This window comes from Promicromonospora iranensis (genome assembly GCF_028994775.1).
In the GTDB taxonomy this organism is placed as follows: Bacteria; Actinomycetota; Actinomycetes; order Actinomycetales; family Cellulomonadaceae; genus Promicromonospora; species Promicromonospora iranensis_A.
In genome coordinates this window covers 336836-352323 of the sequence record NZ_JAJQMN010000005.1, presented here as the reverse complement: position 1 = coordinate 352323, position 15488 = coordinate 336836, and the positions used below count along the sequence as shown (strand labels likewise).

Below are 15488 nucleotides of genomic sequence, written 5' to 3'. Positions count from 1 at the left end.
GAAGCATCGCCGGAAGAGAGGACCGACATGTCCCCGAAGCTGCCCCGCTACACCGTCCCGTCCCTGACACCCGAGGAGGGGGCCAAGGTCGCGGAGATCCTCCAGGAGCGGCTGCACGCGCTGAACGACCTGCACCTCACCCTCAAGCACGTGCACTGGAACGTGGTGGGACCGCACTTCATCGGCGTCCACGAGATGCTCGACCCGCAGGTCGACGCCGTGCGCGCGATGGTCGACCAGATCGCCGAGCGCATCGCCACCCTCGGCAGCGTGCCGGTGGGTACGCCCGGTGCTCTCGTCGCCGCCCGCAGCTGGGAGGACTACAAGCTGGGCCGGGCCCCCGCGATCGAGCACCTGGCGGCGCTCGACGACGTCTACGACTCGGTGATCACGTTCCACCGCAAGGCCGCCGACGACACCGCCGGCGTCGACGACGTGACGAACGACCTGCTCATCGGCCACCTGCACGAGCTCGAGCAGTTCCACTGGTTCGTCCGTGCGCACCTGGAGTCGGCGTCCGGGGCGATCCCCGAGACGTGATCCCGGCCGGCGCCACGACGACACGGCACACCCAGCACGGCTCATGACGGAAGCCCCAGGTCAACCGGTGACCTGGGGCTTCCGTGCGGGCGAGCCCTGTGCGTCCGGAGTCAGCCGACCGGAGTGAAGTCCCGGGTCCCGAGGAAGGTCGGGCGGGGCGCATCCGCCGCGAACGGCTCGACCGCCGTGTTCTCCACGCTGTTGTAGACGAGGAAGATGTTCGACCTCGGGTACGGCGAGATGTTGCCGTTCGAGCCGTGCATGCAGTTGCAGTCGAACATGATCGCGCTGCCGGCCTTGCCCGCGAGCACGTCGATGCCGTGCTCGTCGGCCATCCGCGTGAGGATGTCCTCGTCAGGGGTGCCGGCGTTCTGCATCACCAGGGACGACTTGTAGTTGTCGTTCGGCGTCCGGCCGGTGCAGGACACGTACGTCTTGTGCGTCCCCGGCATGATCATCAGCGGACCGTTGAACGAGTAGTTGTCGGTCAGCGAGATCGAGATGCTGACCGTCCGCATCCGCGGCAGGCCGTCCTCGGCGTGCCAGGTCTCGAAGTCCGAGTGCCAGGCGAAGTCGCCCCCGCCGAAACCGGGCTTCAGGTTCACGCGGCTCTGGTGGATGTACACGTCCGAGCCGAGGATCTGACGCGCCCTGCCCACCACCCGCGGGTCGTTCGCGATGCGCGCGAAGACGTCGCTCGACCTGTGCACCTCGAAGATCGTGCGCACCTGCTGCGACGTGCCCTCGATGATCGTGCGCTCGTCCGCGCGGACCACCGGGTCGGTGGACAGCCGCTGGAGCTCCGCCCGGAACTCCTCGACCTCCGACGGCGTCACCAGGTCCTCGAGCACGAGGTACCCGTCCCGGTCGAAGCCGTCCAGGAGCTCCTGCTCCATCGGGCCGTCGGCCGCGCTGCCCCAGACCACCTTGTCCTGGCGCGGGATCTCGGATGCCGGTCCCTCCACCCGCGTGGGGTACAGGTCGTCCGGCTGGGTGACGGTCTCCTGGGTCGTGCTGATCGCGTCCGTCGTCATACAGCGGCCTCCTCTTCCTTGATCAACGGGTACACGCCGTTCTCGTCATGCACCTCCCGCCCCGTGACCGGCGGGTTGAAGGTGCAGATCAGCCGCAGGTCCGTCGTGGGACGCATCGTGTGCTTCTCGTTGCCGTCGAGCAGGTACATCGTGCCGTCCGAGATCTCGTGGATCTCGCCGGTCTCGCGGTTCTCGAGCAGCCCGGTACCGCCGACGCAGTACACGGCCTCGAAGTGGTTGGCGTACCACATCTCCGTCTCGGTGCCGGCGTACATGGTGGTCTCGTGGAACGAGAAACCGACGCCCTCCTTGGCGAGCACGAGCCTGCGGCTGCGCCAGTTCTCCGACCTGACATCGCGGTCGGTACCGTCGAGATCGGCCAGTCGAGTGACTATCACCTGGTGTTCCTTTCCTCGGGGGCTGTTCCCGCCCTGGGGTTCCGGGCCCGCGCGAAGGCGGCCCGGCGTCGCGACGGCCCCGGGTGGCAGGGATCTGCACCGCGGGGCCGTCGCGGCGGCTCTACTTCGCGGACGCGAGGTTCGCGACGGGTGCGCCGAGCACCTCGTCGGCCGCGGCCGCGATGATGTCCACGCCGGACCGCAGCTCGTCGGACGTGATCGTCAGGGCCGGCATGGTCTTGAGCACCTCGTCCTCGGGGCCGGACGTCTCGACCAGCAGGCCGCGCTCGTACGACGCGGCGGCGATCCTGGACGCGGCGGAGGGGTCCGGGAACTTGATGCCCGCGAGGAAGCCGCGCCCCTTGACGACGGCGCCCTCGTACCCGCCGGCGATCCGCGCCAGGCCGTCGTGCAGCTCGTCGCCGCGCTCCTTGACCGTCTGCGAGAACGTGTCGTCGGACCAGAACTCGTTCAGCGCCGCGGTACCCGTGACGAACGACGTGTTCTGACCGCGGAACGTGCCGTTGTGCTCGCCCGGCTCCCACTGGTCCAGGTCGGGCCGGATCAGCGTGAGCGCCATCGACAGCCCGAAGCCGGAGATCGACTTCGAGAGGCAGACGATGTCCGGGGTGATCCCGGCCTCCTCGAAGCTGAAGAAGTCACCGGTGCGGCCGCAGCCGGCCTGCACGTCGTCGAGGATCAGCAGGATCTCGTGCGCGCGGCAGAGCTCGGACAGGGCGCGCAGCCACTCGGGCCGCGCGGCGCTGAGACCGCCCTCGCCCTGGACGGACTCCACGATGATCGCGGCGGGCTTGTCGACGCCGGACCCGCTGTCGCTGAGCACGCGTTCGAGCCACAGGAAGTCCTCCGTGGCGCCGGAGAAGTAGTCGTCGTACGGGATCTTCGAGCTGTTCGTGAGCGGCAGGCCGGCGCCGTTGCGCTTCATGGAGTTCCCCGTCACCGACAGGGCGCCCAGCGTCATGCCGTGGAACGCGTTGGTGAACGAGAGGATGTGCTGGCGACCGGTGACCTTGCGGGCCAGCTTGAGCGCGCTCTCGACGGAGTTCGTCCCGGTCGGGCCAGGGAACATGACCTTGTAGTCCAGGCCGCGCGGCGCCAGGATCCGGTCCCGGAACGTCGTGAGGAACTCGCGTTTGGGTGCGGTGTGCATGTCGAGCGAGTGCACGATCCCGCCGCTTCGCAGGTAGTCGATCAGCGCCTCGAGCAGTACCGGGTGGTTGTGCCCGTAGTTGAGCGCACCAGCCCCGGCGAAGAAGTCGAGGTAGCTTCGGCCGTCCTCGGCCTGCAGCGTGCTGCCGGCGGCGGTCGTGAACGTCGTGGGCCAGTTCCGGCAGTAGCTGCGGACCTGGGACTCGAGCTCGTCGAAGATGCTGTTCGAGGGCATGCCTGTAGGCATAGCGGTGTTCGGGCGCATGGCTCCTTCCACGGTCCGGTCCCGTTGACCGGACTCGGCTGTGGTAGATCGGTTCTTCTGCGGTCTTCTGGGGTTTGATTCTTCGGGGATCGACCTGGACGAGGTCAGGAGAGCGGGCCGATGCGGAACACCAGCTCCGCGTCGTGGCCGTCCGGGAACGCTTCCGCGGGGAAGACGGTCCGCACGTCGACGGGCGCACCCTGTGCCGACGCGAAGGACATGAACAGGGCGATCGACGCCGTGTTGTCCGAGGTGATGGTCGTCTCCACGTGGGTGCACTCGGGGTGCCGCTCGGCGAGGTGCGCGAGCATCCGGGAGGCCAGCCGCTGTCCACGGTAGGCGTGGTCCACGGCTACCTGCCAGACCATCAGGGTGGTCGGCTCGTCGGGCCGGATGTAGCCCGTGACGAACCCACCGGGTTCGCCGTCGACGCTCACGATCACCGAGGTCCGGGCGAAGTCTCGCGCCCAGAGGAGATACGCGTAGGACGAGTTCAGGTCCAGCGTCTTGGAGTCGCGCGCGAGGCGCCACATCGCTGCTCCGTCTGCGACGGTGGGCTCCCTCAACGCCACCGTGGTCTCGGTCGGATGGATGTGCTTGAGTTCCTCTTCGAGGTTCTGCATGACAAAACGACCGTAACGAACTTGCGCGACGATTGCACATTGCGATCCTGTGACGATCCCGTTACTGGCATCCTCGCGGGGCAAATACGCAGTAACGGCGGAGGGTCGGATCTGCCACTGACCAGCGCCAACATGCGGCTCGTACGGGGTCCGGCAACGAGCGCGCCGACGTCATGTCACAGCACGGTCACAGTCTGGGACGGCAAGCTAGTGTGCCGGTGTGACCGAGCCATTCATCCGCCCCTACCGCGCCGACGACCGTGCCGACGTCGCGGACATCTGCGTCCGCACCGCCGCGGCCGGCGGTGACGCACGAGGCATCTATTCGTCCGACCTGCTCATGCCCGACGTCTACGCGCTGCCCTACGTGGAGCACTCCCCCGACCTCGCGTGGGTGGTCGAGCACGAGGGCCGTGCGGCCGGGTACATCATCGGCGTCGCCGACACCCAGGCTTTCGTCGAGTGGTGGGCACGGGAGTGGACGCCGGGCTTCGCCGCCCGGCACCCAGCGCCCGGCCCGGCGACCGGGCGCAACCCCGCCTACACCGAGGCCCAGCTGCTGCACGACGGCACCGACCCGGAGCGCATGGTCCGGGGGCTGCGGCACGGCGAGCTCACGACCCACCCGGCCCACCTGCACATCGACCTGCTGCCCGTGCTCCAGCGGCGAGGCCTCGGCTCGCGTCTCATCGACACGCTCCGTGGCGCCCTCGCCGAGCGTGGCGTGCCGGGCGTGCACCTGGGCTACGCGGCCGAGAACACCGCCGCCCGGCTGTTCTACGACCGGTACGGGTTCACAGAGCTGCCGTCGTCGACCCCGCAGTCCCCGCTCCTGGGCATCCCCACAACCTGACCGTTGAGTGCTGGATATCTGCGCTCTCGATGCTCCCGGAAGCGCAAATATCCAGCACTCAACGAGGCGGGTGGGTGAGGCTGGGTCAGTCCTCCATCGACGCCTCCACCCACGCCCGCCGCACCTGCTCGAACCGGGTCGGCAGCGGTGGGCGCAGCGCGCCGTAGCGCGCGTTGGTCCGATGCACGAACCGCCGCCACGACAGCACCAGTCCCTGCCGCGTGATCGGCAGGCCGGACGCGACCGTGGTGCCGTTGTCGTGCGTGTGGTGCACCGTGAGCAGCAGCGCCCTCGGTACCGAGCCCTCCAGCTCGGCCGCCAGCTCCTCGCGCACGACCATCCAGTGCCTCAGGAGCACCACCAGATCGGCCGGCAACAGGTGGCGCCGCGGCGTGCGGTGCTTGCCGTGCCGCACCAGCACGCTGCCCTCCGTCGCCCGCGCCCGTGCGGGACCGAGGTCGATGTCCTCGACACGCACCCGCAGCAGGTCGCCGTACCGTGCGCCCGTCGCACGCACCAGGCCGGTGATCACCGCGAGCCGCACCGCCTCCGGCTTCGCGCCCGGTCGCATCGCCTCGGTGGAGAGCTCGCGCCAGACCCATTCGGCCTCTTCGAGGCTCACGGGCGGCCGCGGGTAGCGGGCGAGCTCCCCGCTCCGTGCTTCTGGCGACGTGGCGTCGGTACTGGTCATGGCTGTCAATCTACGCTTGGCACACTATTAATCAAGGGTAGTTTCTCGCGTGTCGGCGATCCGGTGAGATCCGCTCGGCGCTGCTCGGCACGGTGCGGGTCTCGGCAGGAGCCGGGCCGGCTCCACCCCTGGCACCGCCACGTACGCTCGTCCGGTGGACCTCCCCAGCACCATCGCACGGCCCGTCGACCACGAGGTGGTCATCAAGAAATCCCGGTTCCTGGCCCACCTCTCCCCTGCCGCCGACGTCGCGGAGGCCGACGCCGTCGTCGCGCGCCGGCGCAAGGAGCTGTGGGACGCCCGCCACCACTGCGTGGCCATGGTGCTCGGGACGCACGCCGACGGCGCGAGCCAGACAGCCCGCTCCTCCGACGACGGCGAGCCGAGCGGCACGGCCGGCGTCCCCATGCTGGAGGTGCTGCGCCACCGCGACGTCACGGACCTGGTCGCCGTCGTCACCCGCTACTTCGGCGGGGTGAAGCTCGGGGCCGGCGGGCTCGTCCGGGCCTACTCGGGAGCGGTGGCCGCCGCGCTCGACGTCGCGTCCGCCGCCGGGGCGATGCTCCGCCGTGAGCTGCTGTACGAGGTCGAGGTGCCCGTTCCCCACGGGGATGCCGGGCGGATCGACAACGTGCTGCGCGACTGGGCGTCGTCCCACGGCTCCGTGATGGAACCGCCCGCCTACGACGCCGTCGCGCACCTGCGGCTGCTGGTGCCCAAACAGCAGCTGGACGCCCTGTTCGCCGACCTCGCCGCCGCCTCTGCCGGTGCCCTCTCCCCCGTCGTCGGCGACGCCCGGGTGGTCGACGTGCCGGTGCCGGCCACCCGTCGCTGACGACCCCGACACACTGCGCCCCGTGTCGTGTGTCGCGTGCAGTGTGTCGGGGTCACTCGTTTGGAGCCCCGCAGCGGACCCGGTCGGCGGCGAGCACGGGTCCTCCCGCGCGTCAGCCTTGACTGACCCGGCGTGCGGGTGAAGTCTCTGGGACACCCGCACCGGCACCAGCACCGAAGAGGGACCAATGCACCGTCGCATCCGCTCGTCCGCCGTCGTCGTCGCACTGACCGCCGTCGCCACCCTCCTCGCCGCCTGCGGCCCGAGTGCCGAGCAGGAGGGGCAGGCCGAATCCATCACCTTCTGGACGCCACAGTCCACACCGGAGCGTGTGGCCGCGCAGGAAGCGGTCGCCGAACGGTTCACCGAGGAGACCGGCATCGCGGTCGACGTCGTCCCGCTCGCGGCGGCCGACCAGGACCAGGCGCTGGTCACGGGCGCCGCGTCGGGCGAGGTGCCCGATGTCGTCCTCGCCGGCGCCTCGCAGATCACGTCCTGGCAGTCCCAGGGGCTGCTCGACACCGACGTCGTGCAGGAAGCGATGGACACGCTGGACCCCGCCACCTTCAACGAGAACGCGCTCAGCGCGGTCACCGTCCAGGAGGACGGCGCTGAGACGATCGCCGCCGTGCCGAGCGACGGCTGGGTGCATCTCATCGCCTACCGCACCGACCTGCTCGAGGAGGCCGGTGCCGAGGTGCCGACCACCGTCGCCGAGCTCGCCGAGGCCGCGACCACCGTCAAGGACGAGCTCGGCATCACGGGCATCGCGCTCGGCACCCAGTCGGGCACCGCCTCGGGCACGGAGGGCATCGAGTCGATCTTCCAGTCGGCGGGCTGCGAGCTCGTGACGAGCGGCGAGGTCACCATCGACTCGCCCGAGTGCACGGAGGCGGCCGGGTTCTTCAAGGAGCTGCGCGACTCGTCGGTCGCCGGCGACTACGACGTCGAGTCCGCACGGGCCGCGTACATGGCGGGAGACGCCGCGATGCTGCTCTTCTCCACGCACATCCTCGACGAGCTGGCGAATCTTGACGAGGCGGTGCCGCCGTCGTGCAAGGAGTGCGCCGACGACCCGGCGTTCCTCGCTGAGAGCTCAGGCTTCATCACGGTGCTGGAACCGCCCGCCGGCTCGGCGCAGGAGCCCGCGCAGTTCGGCGCCACCCTCGCCTACGCGGTCCCGGCGCGCGCGGACACCGACGAGGCGCGTCAGTACATCGAGTTCGTCATGGGCGAGGGGTACGCCGACACGCTCGCCGTCGCCACGGAGGGCCGCCTCCCGCTGCGCACGGGGACCCCCGCGAGCCCGACCGAATACCTCGACGCGTGGGGCGGTCTGGGCTTCGGGCCGAAGGTCGAGTCCTCGGTCGGAGAGGTGTACGGCGACGACCTGGTCACCGCGATGGGCGAGGGCATGGCCGCCGTCTCCCGCTGGGGCCAGGGCACGCCCGACGCCACCCTCGCCGGCCTGGTCGCCACGCAGGGCACCCTCGCGCAGCAGCTCGACCCGTTGTACCGGGGATCTGACCCCGCGGAGGTGACCCAGCAGATGGCCGCCGACGTGACGGCGCTGCAGCAGGACCTGTGACGGCCGGTCCGACGCAGGTTCGTCCCGGAAGGGCCCGCCGAGCGGCGGTCACCCGTCCGACGACGGCGGCCCAGCGCGCGAACCGCTCGGGGTGGCTGCTCGTCTCGCCGTCGCTGGCGGTGGTCGCCCTGGTCGTCCTGCTGCCGTTCGTCCTGGTGGTGGTGTTCGGGTTCTCCGAGATCCGGCTCGTCGACATCCCGTTCCTCGGGACCGAGCCCGTGGAGTGGACGCTGGACAACTTCCGCCAGGCCGCGGCGTCGCAGGCGTTCTGGGGCGCGCTCTGGACCACCGTGCTCTACGCGGGCCTGACGGCGGTGGGGTCGCTGGCCGTGGGCCTCGTGCTCGCGCTCGCGCTGCGACGGCCGTTCGCCGGGCGCGGCCTGGTGCGCGCCCTGCTGCTCGTGCCGTACGTGCTGCCGGTGGTCGCCGCCGCCACGATCTGGAAGACGGCGCTCAACCCGCAGTACGGCGTGGTCAACGCGTTCGGCCGTGCGTACCTCGGCTGGGACACGCCCGTGGGCTTCCTCAGCACCACCTCTGCGGAGGTCTGGGGCATCCCGGTGCCGGTCGCGCTGCTCGTGGTCGTGCTGTTCGACATCTGGAAGTCGGCGCCGCTCGCGTTCCTGTTCCTCACCGCGCGGCTCCAGTCGGTACCCGGTGAGATCGAGGAGGCCGCGGCGCTCGACGGTGCGAACCGTCGGCAGGTCCTGCGGTTCATCCTGCTTCCGCAGCTGCGAGCGGTGGCCCTGCTGCTCCTGCTCCTGCGCTTCATCTGGTCGTTCCAGACCTTCGACGACGTCTACCTGCTCACCGAGGGCGCCGGGAGCACGCAAGTCATGGCCATCCAGGTGTACACCGAGCTCGTCACCAAGGCCGACATCGGCAGCGCCGCCGCGTTCGGGCTGCTCATGAGCCTCATCCTGTGTGTGCTCCTCGCGGGGTACGTGCTGCTGTCCCGGCGGACCGACGAATCATGAGGGAAGCATGAGGGGAGAGTCATGACGCGGCTGAGGAGCGGACCGCAGCGGGGAGCCATGGGCGGTGTCCGGTCCACGCGGGCGTCGCGGGCCGGCCGCGCCGTGGTGGTCGCCGTCGCGCTCCTGTGGTCGCTGGGGCCGGTGGTGTACGGCGTCGTGCTGTCCGTACGGCCGTACGCGGAGGTGACCCGCGACCCGCTCGGGCTGCCGACCGAGCTGGACCTGTCGGCCTTCGCCACGGCGATGCGGGACGAGGCCGACGGCGGGTTCGGACTCGGCCGGTTCGTGCTCAACTCGCTGGGCGTCGCCGTGGGGACCGTCATCCTGAGCATCCTGGTCTGCGTGCTCGGCGCCTACGCGGCCGCCCGCGTGCGGTACCGCGGCCGGGCCGTCACCAACGGCATCATCCTGGCGGTCTATCTGTTCCCCGGGATCGTCCTGGCGGTCCCGAAGTTCGTCATCCTGTCCCGGCTCGGCCTGACGAGCACCCTGGTGGGGCTGCTGATCGTCTACGTCGCGGCCACGGTTCCGGTCGCCCTGTACATGATGCGGAACTTCTTCCTCGCGCTGCCGCAGAGCGTCGAGGAGGCGGCGATCATGGACGGCTGCTCGCTCGGGCAGCTGCTGGTCCGGGTGGTGCTGCCCATCGCGATCCCCGGGGTGGTGGCCACCGCCATCTACGTGTTCATGATCGCCTGGAACGAGTACTTCTACGCCCTGCTGTTCCTGGTGCAGCACCGCGGCCTCTGGACGGCGCCGCTCGGGATCGCACAGCTCGGAGACTTCCAGGTGCCCGTCACGGTGCTCCTGGCCGGCTCGATAGCGGTGACGGTCCCCGTGGTGATCGTCTTCTTCCTCGCGCAGCGATACATCGTGTCGGGCCTGGTGCAGGGAGCGGAACGATGACCGGAACGACGACGACGCCCGTCCGCCTGGCCGTCCTCGGCGCCGGCGGGCGCGGCGCCGACGCCTACGGCCGCTGGGTCCGGGCGCATCCGGACCGCGCCCGGATCGTTGCCGTCGCCGACCCCGACCACGCCCGGCTGGATGCCCTGGCCGGCACAACGGCCGCCCGGTACCCCGGCTGGGAGGACCTGGTCGCGGACCTCGGCCGACTGCGGCCCGACGCCGTGATCGTCGCGCTCCCCGACGCCCTCCACGTCGCCGCCGCCACCGCGGTCGCCGGGGCCGGGCTGCCGATGCTGCTGGAGAAGCCCGCCGCGCCGTCGCTGACCGACCTCGCCGAGCTGGCGCGCGTGGTGCGGCGGACGGACGCCCGCATCGCCGTCGGGCACGTGCTGCGGTTCGCGCCGTTCTGGCGTGCCGTGCGGGCCGTCGTCGAGGCGGGCGCACTCGGCGACCTCGCGACGATCGAGGTACGCGAGAACATCGGGTTCTGGCACTTCGCGCACTCGTTCGTGCGGGGCAACTGGCGCAACACCGCCGAGTCGAGCCCGATGGTGCTCGCCAAGACCTGCCACGACCTCGACCTGATCCGCTGGCTCGCCGGCGCGGCTCCCCGGACGGTGGTGAGCGAGGGATCGTTGCTGCACTTCCGCCCCGAGAACGCGCCCGTCGGCGCCCCGGCCCGCTGCACCGACGGCTGTCCGGCCGCCGCGGACTGCCCCTTCTTCGCGCCGCGCTACTACCTGGACGCCCTGCGCGACCACACGGGCCATCCGGTCACGATGCTCGGCGACGACCTGTCCCCCGCCGGCCGCCTCGCCGCCCTGCGACGAGGGCCGTACGGACGCTGCGTCTATCACTCGGACAACGACGTGGCCGACCACCAGCAGACGCTCCTGCGGTTCCCGTCCGGCCTGACCGCCACGCTCACGGCCAGCGCGTTCACCGCCGAGAACACGCGGCACCTGGCGATCACCGGGACGCGTGGGCAGTTGCACGGGCACATGGAGTCGGGCGAGATCCGCGTCGACCTGTTCTCGCCGTCCGGCCGGCTGCCGGAAGCCGTGCCCGGCGCGAGGCTGGTCGAGTCCGGCACGGACGGGCCGCTCGGCCATGCCACCCACACGCTCCTGGCCCAGCCGGTCCCGGACCCGGGCTCAGGCCTCGTACCCGGCGCGGCGGACGGCGCCACACCCGGTGCCACACCCGGTGCCATGGCCGACGGCGGACCGAGCGGTCGCGGCGGTCATGCCGGCGGCGACGACGGCCTCATGGACGCGTTCTGCCGGGCGGTGGCCGACGACGCCGTCGGCCGGGGCGAGCTGTCGTTCGCCACGGCGCTGGACAGCCACCTCATGGCGTTCGCCGCGGAGGAGTCGCGGGCGGGGGCGGGCGTGGTGGACTTCGGGTCGTGGTCCGGTGCGGCGCTGAGCTTCCTGGGCCGTAGTTCCAGCCGGGGCAGCGTCGGACCGGGCAGCTTGGGACCGGGCAGCGTCGGAGGGGGTGCGCGGTGAGCGCGTGGGCCGACGCCGTGCGCGGCGTCGCCGAGCGGGCGGGCCTGGACCCGCGGCAGATCACCGTCGAGCCCATGCCAGAGTTCGCGCTGCACGCCGCACCGCACGACACAGCGGACTACCGGGCCGAGGACGGCCGGCTGACGATCCGGGCGACCAGCCCGGTCGCCGCGTCGGTCGCGCTGGCCCGGTACGTCCGCGAGACGCTCGGGACACGGCTGACCTGGCAGCGGCCCCGCGTGAACGGTGGCGTGCGCGCGCTGCCCGATGCGTCACGCGCCGTCGTCTCGTCGCCGCACGAGATCCGGTACTACCTGAACGTCGTGACCTTCGGGTACTCGACGCCGTTCTGGGGCTGGGACCGCTGGGAGCGCGAGATCGACTGGATGGCCCTGCACGGTGTCACGCACCCGCTCATGCTGGTGGCACACGAGGCGGTGCTGGCCGAGACGTTCCGCCGGGCCGGGCTGTCCGACGCCGAGACCGCCGAGTGGCTGGGCGGCGCGGCGCACTTCCCCTGGACGTTCATGGGCGGCATGCACTCGTTCGGCGGACCGCTCCCTGCCCGGTGGGCCGAGCGGCGCGTCGACCTGGCCCGGCGGGTCCTGGCCCGGATGCGCGAGCTCGGCATGACGCCGGTGCTCCCCGCGTTCGGCGGACACGTCCCGCCGGCTCTCGCGGGGCCCGGCCCGGACGACGTCCACTCCACGGCCGAACACCCCGCCGGCGAGATCGAGTGGCAGGGCTGGCGGATTCCCCTCCTGCACCCCGAGTCGTCGCGGTTCCAGGAGCTGTTCGCGACGTCCGCGCAGGTCCAGCGGGAGCTGCTCGGCCCGGGATCCGGGTACTACGCCGTCGACCCGTACATCGAGTCGGTGCCGCCGTCGGACGACGTCGGGTACCTGCGCGCCGCCGGCCGCGGCACCTACCGTGCCCTGGCCGCCGCGGACCCCGGCGCCGTCTGGGTGCTCCAGGGCTGGCCCTTCCACTACAAGGGCGCGTTCTGGACGCCCGACCGTGTGGCCGCCTACCTGCGCGACGTCCCTGCCGACCGCACGCTCGTCCTGGACCTCTGGGGCGAGCACGCGCCCCTGCACACCGCCCTCCTGGCCGACGGTGCCCCGCTCGCCGGGCGCCCCTGGGTCTGGTGCGCGCTGCACAACTTCGGGGGCCGGCCGGCACTGTTCGGCGACCTGCGCGGCCTGGTCCGGGACGTGCGCGCCCTGCCCGACGGCGTCCCGCACCTGCGCGGCATCGGCCTCGCCCCCGAGGCCATCGAGAACAACGAGGTCTTCTACGAGCTCGCGACCGACCTCGCGTGGGACGACGCGCCACGCTCCCCCGACGACCTCGACGGCTGGCTCGAACAGTTCGTCCTGGACCGGTACGGCTTGTCGGACCGGCATCCTGCTCCGGGCGGCCCATCAGGGCTGGATGGTGAGCAGCGCGCGAACCTGGCACGGCTGGCGCTACGCGCTTGGCACACTATTTATTCGACACTCTATGCGGACGGCCGCACCCGCTCCATCCCGACGCCCGTCATCGCTCGCCCCTGGACCGCGGGGCTCCCGTTCCCCGCCCAGCGCAGCGCGGGCGAGGCCATCAGCGGCGGGACCACGGCGGGCGGTGGGGCGGATGCGGGCGTCGGGACGACGCCGGACGACGGCGCGGCCGCGGAGACCGAGCCGCCCACGCCGTCGTCCAACGTGGATGCCGAGAATGATCCCGCGATCGCCGCCGCACTCCCCCGGCTGGCCGAGGCGGTGCGGGAACTCACGGAGGTCCGCGACAACCTGGCAGGCACGACGGCGGGCGCGAGAGCGGGGACGGCACCGGGCACGAGGTCGGAGAGGACGCCAAGCACCGGGTCCGGCCCCGTACCTGACGCTGCTCGGGAGGTGCTGAGCGCCGACATCGCCGAGCTCACCGGTCACGTCCTCGCGCAGGGTACGCGGGTGCACGTGCGCGACATCCTGGCGGCGGCGCGGGCGGGCGACCCGGACGGCGTCCGCGCCCACATGAGCAGACTGCGCGCGGACCTGCAGGAGCTCGACGACCTGGCCGGTGCCCGCCCCGAGACCCGGGTCGCCACCTGGATCGACGCCGCCCGCGCCTGGGGCGACACGACCGCCGAGCGGGACGCCATGGAACGCGAGGCGCGGAGCATCGTCAGCGTCTGGGGCGGGCAGCACAACGGCCTGCACGACTACTCGGGCAGGCACTGGCAGGGCCTGGTCCGGGACCTCTACCTACCGCGCTGGCAGGCCTGGGCGGACTGGCTGGCCGACGCCGCGGTGCGGGGTCCGGTCCCGCCGGACAGTGATCCCACCGCACTACGCGAACGCATCGTCGCCCTCGAGGAGACGTGGCGCGGCGCGCGGCAACCCGGCACCGCATGACCGGCGTGGCTCGGCAGCCGGCGCGGCCCGGCGGCCGGCAGAGGTCGGTGTGCCACGCGGCGCGGGGATCAGCGGTGGTAGGCGTGGTCGGCAAAAGGTCGGGTGGTCGGCAGAACGTCAGGTAGTCGGTATTCCGAGGTACCGACTACCTGACGTTCTGCCGACCACCCGACGTTCTACCGACCACGCTGGGCCCGGCGCGCCGCGCCGGCGACCACCGCCCGCACCCACGCACCCACGGCGCCCGCGCCCGTCAGATGCCGTCCGGACCCACCGTCGCGCCGTCGGGCACCGTGCCACCCTCGCCGGCGAGCTGCGCCTTGCCCTCGGCCCGCACGCCCGACCCGAAGGTCCAGTCGCCGCGGACGGTCAGGGAGTCGGCGTCCCGCAGCGACGGCGCACCCGCGGCGAACCGCTGGGTGAAGCCGTCGATGAGCTTGTAGTAGTCCTTGTCGAGGTCCACGAGCGGCGCGAGGGCCTGCGCCTCGAGCCGGTAGTCCGGCGTCAGGTCGTAGACGTCCGAGCGCAGCACGAGCAGGTCGTTGGTCGTCTTCACGGGCAGGAACCGCGACCGCTCCACCTCGATCGCCGTCGCGCCCTCGAAGACGGCGACCGCCGCGCCCATCGCGGACTCGATCTGCACCACCTTGGGCGACGACGGGTCGGAGGGGTCGACGGTCTTGTCGTTGCGGATCAGCGGCAGCTCCAGCACACCCGAGGTCCGCTCCAGCTCGGCGGCCAGCGCCTCGAGGTCGAACCAGAGGTTGTTCGTGTGGAAGAACGGGTGGCGCGTCGCGTCGAGGGAGACGGCGACGTCGTCGGGGTGGGTCTGCGCCGTCTCGCGCTGGACGATGCGGCCGTCGCTCTTGCGGACCACGAGCTGGCCGCCCTTGACGTCGGCCGGCGTCTTGCGGCAGAGCTCGGCGGCGTACGGGGCGCCGGACGCTGCGAACCAGCCGGCGATCGTGGCGTCCGGCGTGGCACCCAGGTTGTCGGAGTTGGAGACGCACATGTACCGGAAGCCGGCCTCCAGCAGCGCGACGACGACGCCCGACGCGTGCAGCGCCGGGTACAGGTCGCCGTGCCCGGGCGGGCACCACTCGAGGTCAGGGTCCTTCTCCCAGGTGACGGGCGTCAGGTCGTCGGCGAGGAGCTTGGGTTCGCGGTTCTGCAGGAAGTCGACGGGCAGCCCGTCGACCGCGATGTCCGGGTAGCGCTCCAGCGCCGCAAGGGAGTCCTCGCGCGTGCGGAAGGAGTTCATGAACAGCAGCGGGAGACGGGCTCCGGTGGCCTGCCGGGCCGCCCGGACCTGACCGACGATGATGTCGAGGAACGTGAGCATCTCGGGCTCACCGCCGACCGGACCCGCGCCGTCAGCCGCGCCCGGCGCGACCCGGACCGGCAGCAGCGACTTCGCCTGGTCCATGCCCATGGACGTGCCGAGCCCGCCGTTGAGCTTGAGCATCGCGGTCCTCGCCAAGGCGTCTGCCGCGGCGTCGTCGCTGATCGTCAGCTCCGCGCGGTTCGGGATGTCGACGAGCGGGTCGACGTCGTCCTCGCGGATCAGGCCGCTCTCACCCGACTGCAGCAGGTGGTAGAACCGCGTGAACGTCTCGATGGCGGCAGGTGCTACGCCGGCTTCGGTCATCTTGGTGCGGGCCTGCTCGAGCCCGGTGGGGTCCGTCATGAGGCCCA

The 15488-nt window shown here is 71.6% G+C and carries 14 protein-coding genes; 8 read left to right on the top strand and 6 right to left on the bottom strand.

The features are described 5' to 3' along the window. Positions 1 to 27: 27 nt before the first annotated feature. Entirely contained in the window at positions 28 to 540 is a 513-nt protein-coding gene (locus LUU90_RS11515) for a Dps family protein (protein ID WP_275003564.1), read from the top strand. Positions 541 to 650: 110 nt separating this feature from the next. Here LUU90_RS11515 and thpD read toward each other — a convergent pair whose 3' ends face one another. The 4 genes from thpD to ectA all read right to left on the bottom strand — a co-directional run bounded on the left by thpD (position 651) and on the right by ectA (position 4030). Beyond that, positions 651 to 1574 (bottom strand): ectoine hydroxylase, encoded by a 924-nt coding sequence (gene thpD / locus LUU90_RS11510; protein ID WP_275003563.1) that lies wholly within the window; start codon positions 1572 to 1574, stop codon positions 651 to 653. After that, on the bottom strand, positions 1571 to 1972 hold the full coding sequence (locus LUU90_RS11505; protein ID WP_275003562.1) for an ectoine synthase: 402 nt from the start codon (positions 1970 to 1972) through the stop codon (positions 1571 to 1573). The genes thpD and LUU90_RS11505 overlap by 4 nt, the downstream gene beginning before the upstream one ends. Positions 1973 to 2093: 121 nt before the next feature. Continuing rightward, the gene (ectB, locus tag LUU90_RS11500) at positions 2094 to 3377 is read right to left on the bottom strand and encodes a diaminobutyrate--2-oxoglutarate transaminase (RefSeq protein ID WP_275003561.1); all 1284 of its coding nucleotides are present in this window, start codon (positions 3375 to 3377) and stop codon (positions 2094 to 2096) included. 134 nt (positions 3378 to 3511) lie between these two features. After that, a complete protein-coding gene (gene ectA / locus LUU90_RS11495; RefSeq protein ID WP_275003560.1) occupies positions 3512 to 4030 on the bottom strand; it encodes a diaminobutyrate acetyltransferase in 519 nt (172 codons plus the stop codon). A 220-nt stretch (positions 4031 to 4250) separates the two neighbouring features. On the opposite strand from ectA, the gene LUU90_RS11490 reads away from it, so the two are divergent. Beyond that, entirely contained in the window at positions 4251 to 4883 is a 633-nt protein-coding gene (locus LUU90_RS11490; protein WP_275003559.1) for a GNAT family N-acetyltransferase, read from the top strand. 85 nt (positions 4884 to 4968) lie between these two features. On the opposite strand, the gene LUU90_RS11485 is transcribed toward LUU90_RS11490, so the two are convergent. Then, complete coding sequence (locus LUU90_RS11485) at positions 4969 to 5574, bottom strand: tyrosine-type recombinase/integrase (RefSeq protein ID WP_275003558.1); 606 nt, start codon at positions 5572 to 5574, stop codon at positions 4969 to 4971. A gap of 154 nt (positions 5575 to 5728) precedes the next feature. Here LUU90_RS11485 and LUU90_RS11480 point away from each other — a divergent pair, with 154 nt between their 5' ends. From LUU90_RS11480 to LUU90_RS11455, 6 genes are all read left to right on the top strand, one after another. Continuing rightward, positions 5729 to 6409 carry an IMPACT family protein gene (locus LUU90_RS11480; RefSeq protein ID WP_275003557.1) on the top strand — a complete coding sequence of 227 codons (681 nt, stop codon included), beginning with the start codon at positions 5729 to 5731 and terminating at the stop codon, positions 6407 to 6409. Positions 6410 to 6596: 187 nt separating this feature from the next. After that, positions 6597 to 7997 (top strand): ABC transporter substrate-binding protein, encoded by a 1401-nt coding sequence (locus LUU90_RS11475; RefSeq protein ID WP_275003556.1) that lies wholly within the window; start codon positions 6597 to 6599, stop codon positions 7995 to 7997. Beyond that, positions 7994 to 8974: a carbohydrate ABC transporter permease gene (locus LUU90_RS11470; RefSeq protein WP_275003555.1), complete on the top strand. Its 981-nt coding sequence runs from the start codon at positions 7994 to 7996 to the stop codon at positions 8972 to 8974. The genes LUU90_RS11475 and LUU90_RS11470 overlap by 4 nt, the downstream gene beginning before the upstream one ends. 21 nt (positions 8975 to 8995) lie before the next feature. Next, a complete protein-coding gene (locus tag LUU90_RS11465) occupies positions 8996 to 9880 on the top strand; it encodes a carbohydrate ABC transporter permease (protein ID WP_275003554.1) in 885 nt (294 codons plus the stop codon). Then, a complete protein-coding gene (locus LUU90_RS11460) occupies positions 9877 to 11394 on the top strand; it encodes a Gfo/Idh/MocA family protein (protein ID WP_275003553.1) in 1518 nt (505 codons plus the stop codon). Before LUU90_RS11465 ends, LUU90_RS11460 begins: the two co-directional genes overlap by 4 nt. Then, positions 11391 to 13793, top strand: coding sequence for an alpha-N-acetylglucosaminidase TIM-barrel domain-containing protein (locus LUU90_RS11455; protein WP_275003552.1), 2403 nt, complete (start codon positions 11391 to 11393; stop codon positions 13791 to 13793). Before LUU90_RS11460 ends, LUU90_RS11455 begins: the two co-directional genes overlap by 4 nt. Before the next feature lie 253 nt (positions 13794 to 14046). On the opposite strand, the gene LUU90_RS11450 is transcribed toward LUU90_RS11455, so the two are convergent. Then, on the bottom strand, positions 14047 to 15480 hold the full coding sequence (locus LUU90_RS11450) for a UTP--glucose-1-phosphate uridylyltransferase (protein WP_275003551.1): 1434 nt from the start codon (positions 15478 to 15480) through the stop codon (positions 14047 to 14049). Positions 15481 to 15488: the final 8 nt, after the last annotated feature.

Coding starts and splice junctions, on each gene's coding strand:
- LUU90_RS11450 (WP_275003551.1), bottom strand. CDS start 15,480: ATGACGGACCCCACCGGGCTCGAGCAGGCCCGCACCAAGATGACCGAA.
- ectA (WP_275003560.1), bottom strand. CDS start 4,030: ATGCAGAACCTCGAAGAGGAACTCAAGCACATCCATCCGACCGAGACC.
- LUU90_RS11475 (WP_275003556.1), top strand. CDS start 6,597: ATGCACCGTCGCATCCGCTCGTCCGCCGTCGTCGTCGCACTGACCGCC.
- LUU90_RS11460 (WP_275003553.1), top strand. CDS start 9,877: ATGACCGGAACGACGACGACGCCCGTCCGCCTGGCCGTCCTCGGCGCC.
- thpD (WP_275003563.1), bottom strand. CDS start 1,574: ATGACGACGGACGCGATCAGCACGACCCAGGAGACCGTCACCCAGCCG.
- ectB (WP_275003561.1), bottom strand. CDS start 3,377: ATGCCCTCGAACAGCATCTTCGACGAGCTCGAGTCCCAGGTCCGCAGC.
- LUU90_RS11515 (WP_275003564.1), top strand. CDS start 28: ATGTCCCCGAAGCTGCCCCGCTACACCGTCCCGTCCCTGACACCCGAG.
- LUU90_RS11485 (WP_275003558.1), bottom strand. CDS start 5,574: ATGACCAGTACCGACGCCACGTCGCCAGAAGCACGGAGCGGGGAGCTC.
- LUU90_RS11465 (WP_275003554.1), top strand. CDS start 8,996: ATGACGCGGCTGAGGAGCGGACCGCAGCGGGGAGCCATGGGCGGTGTC.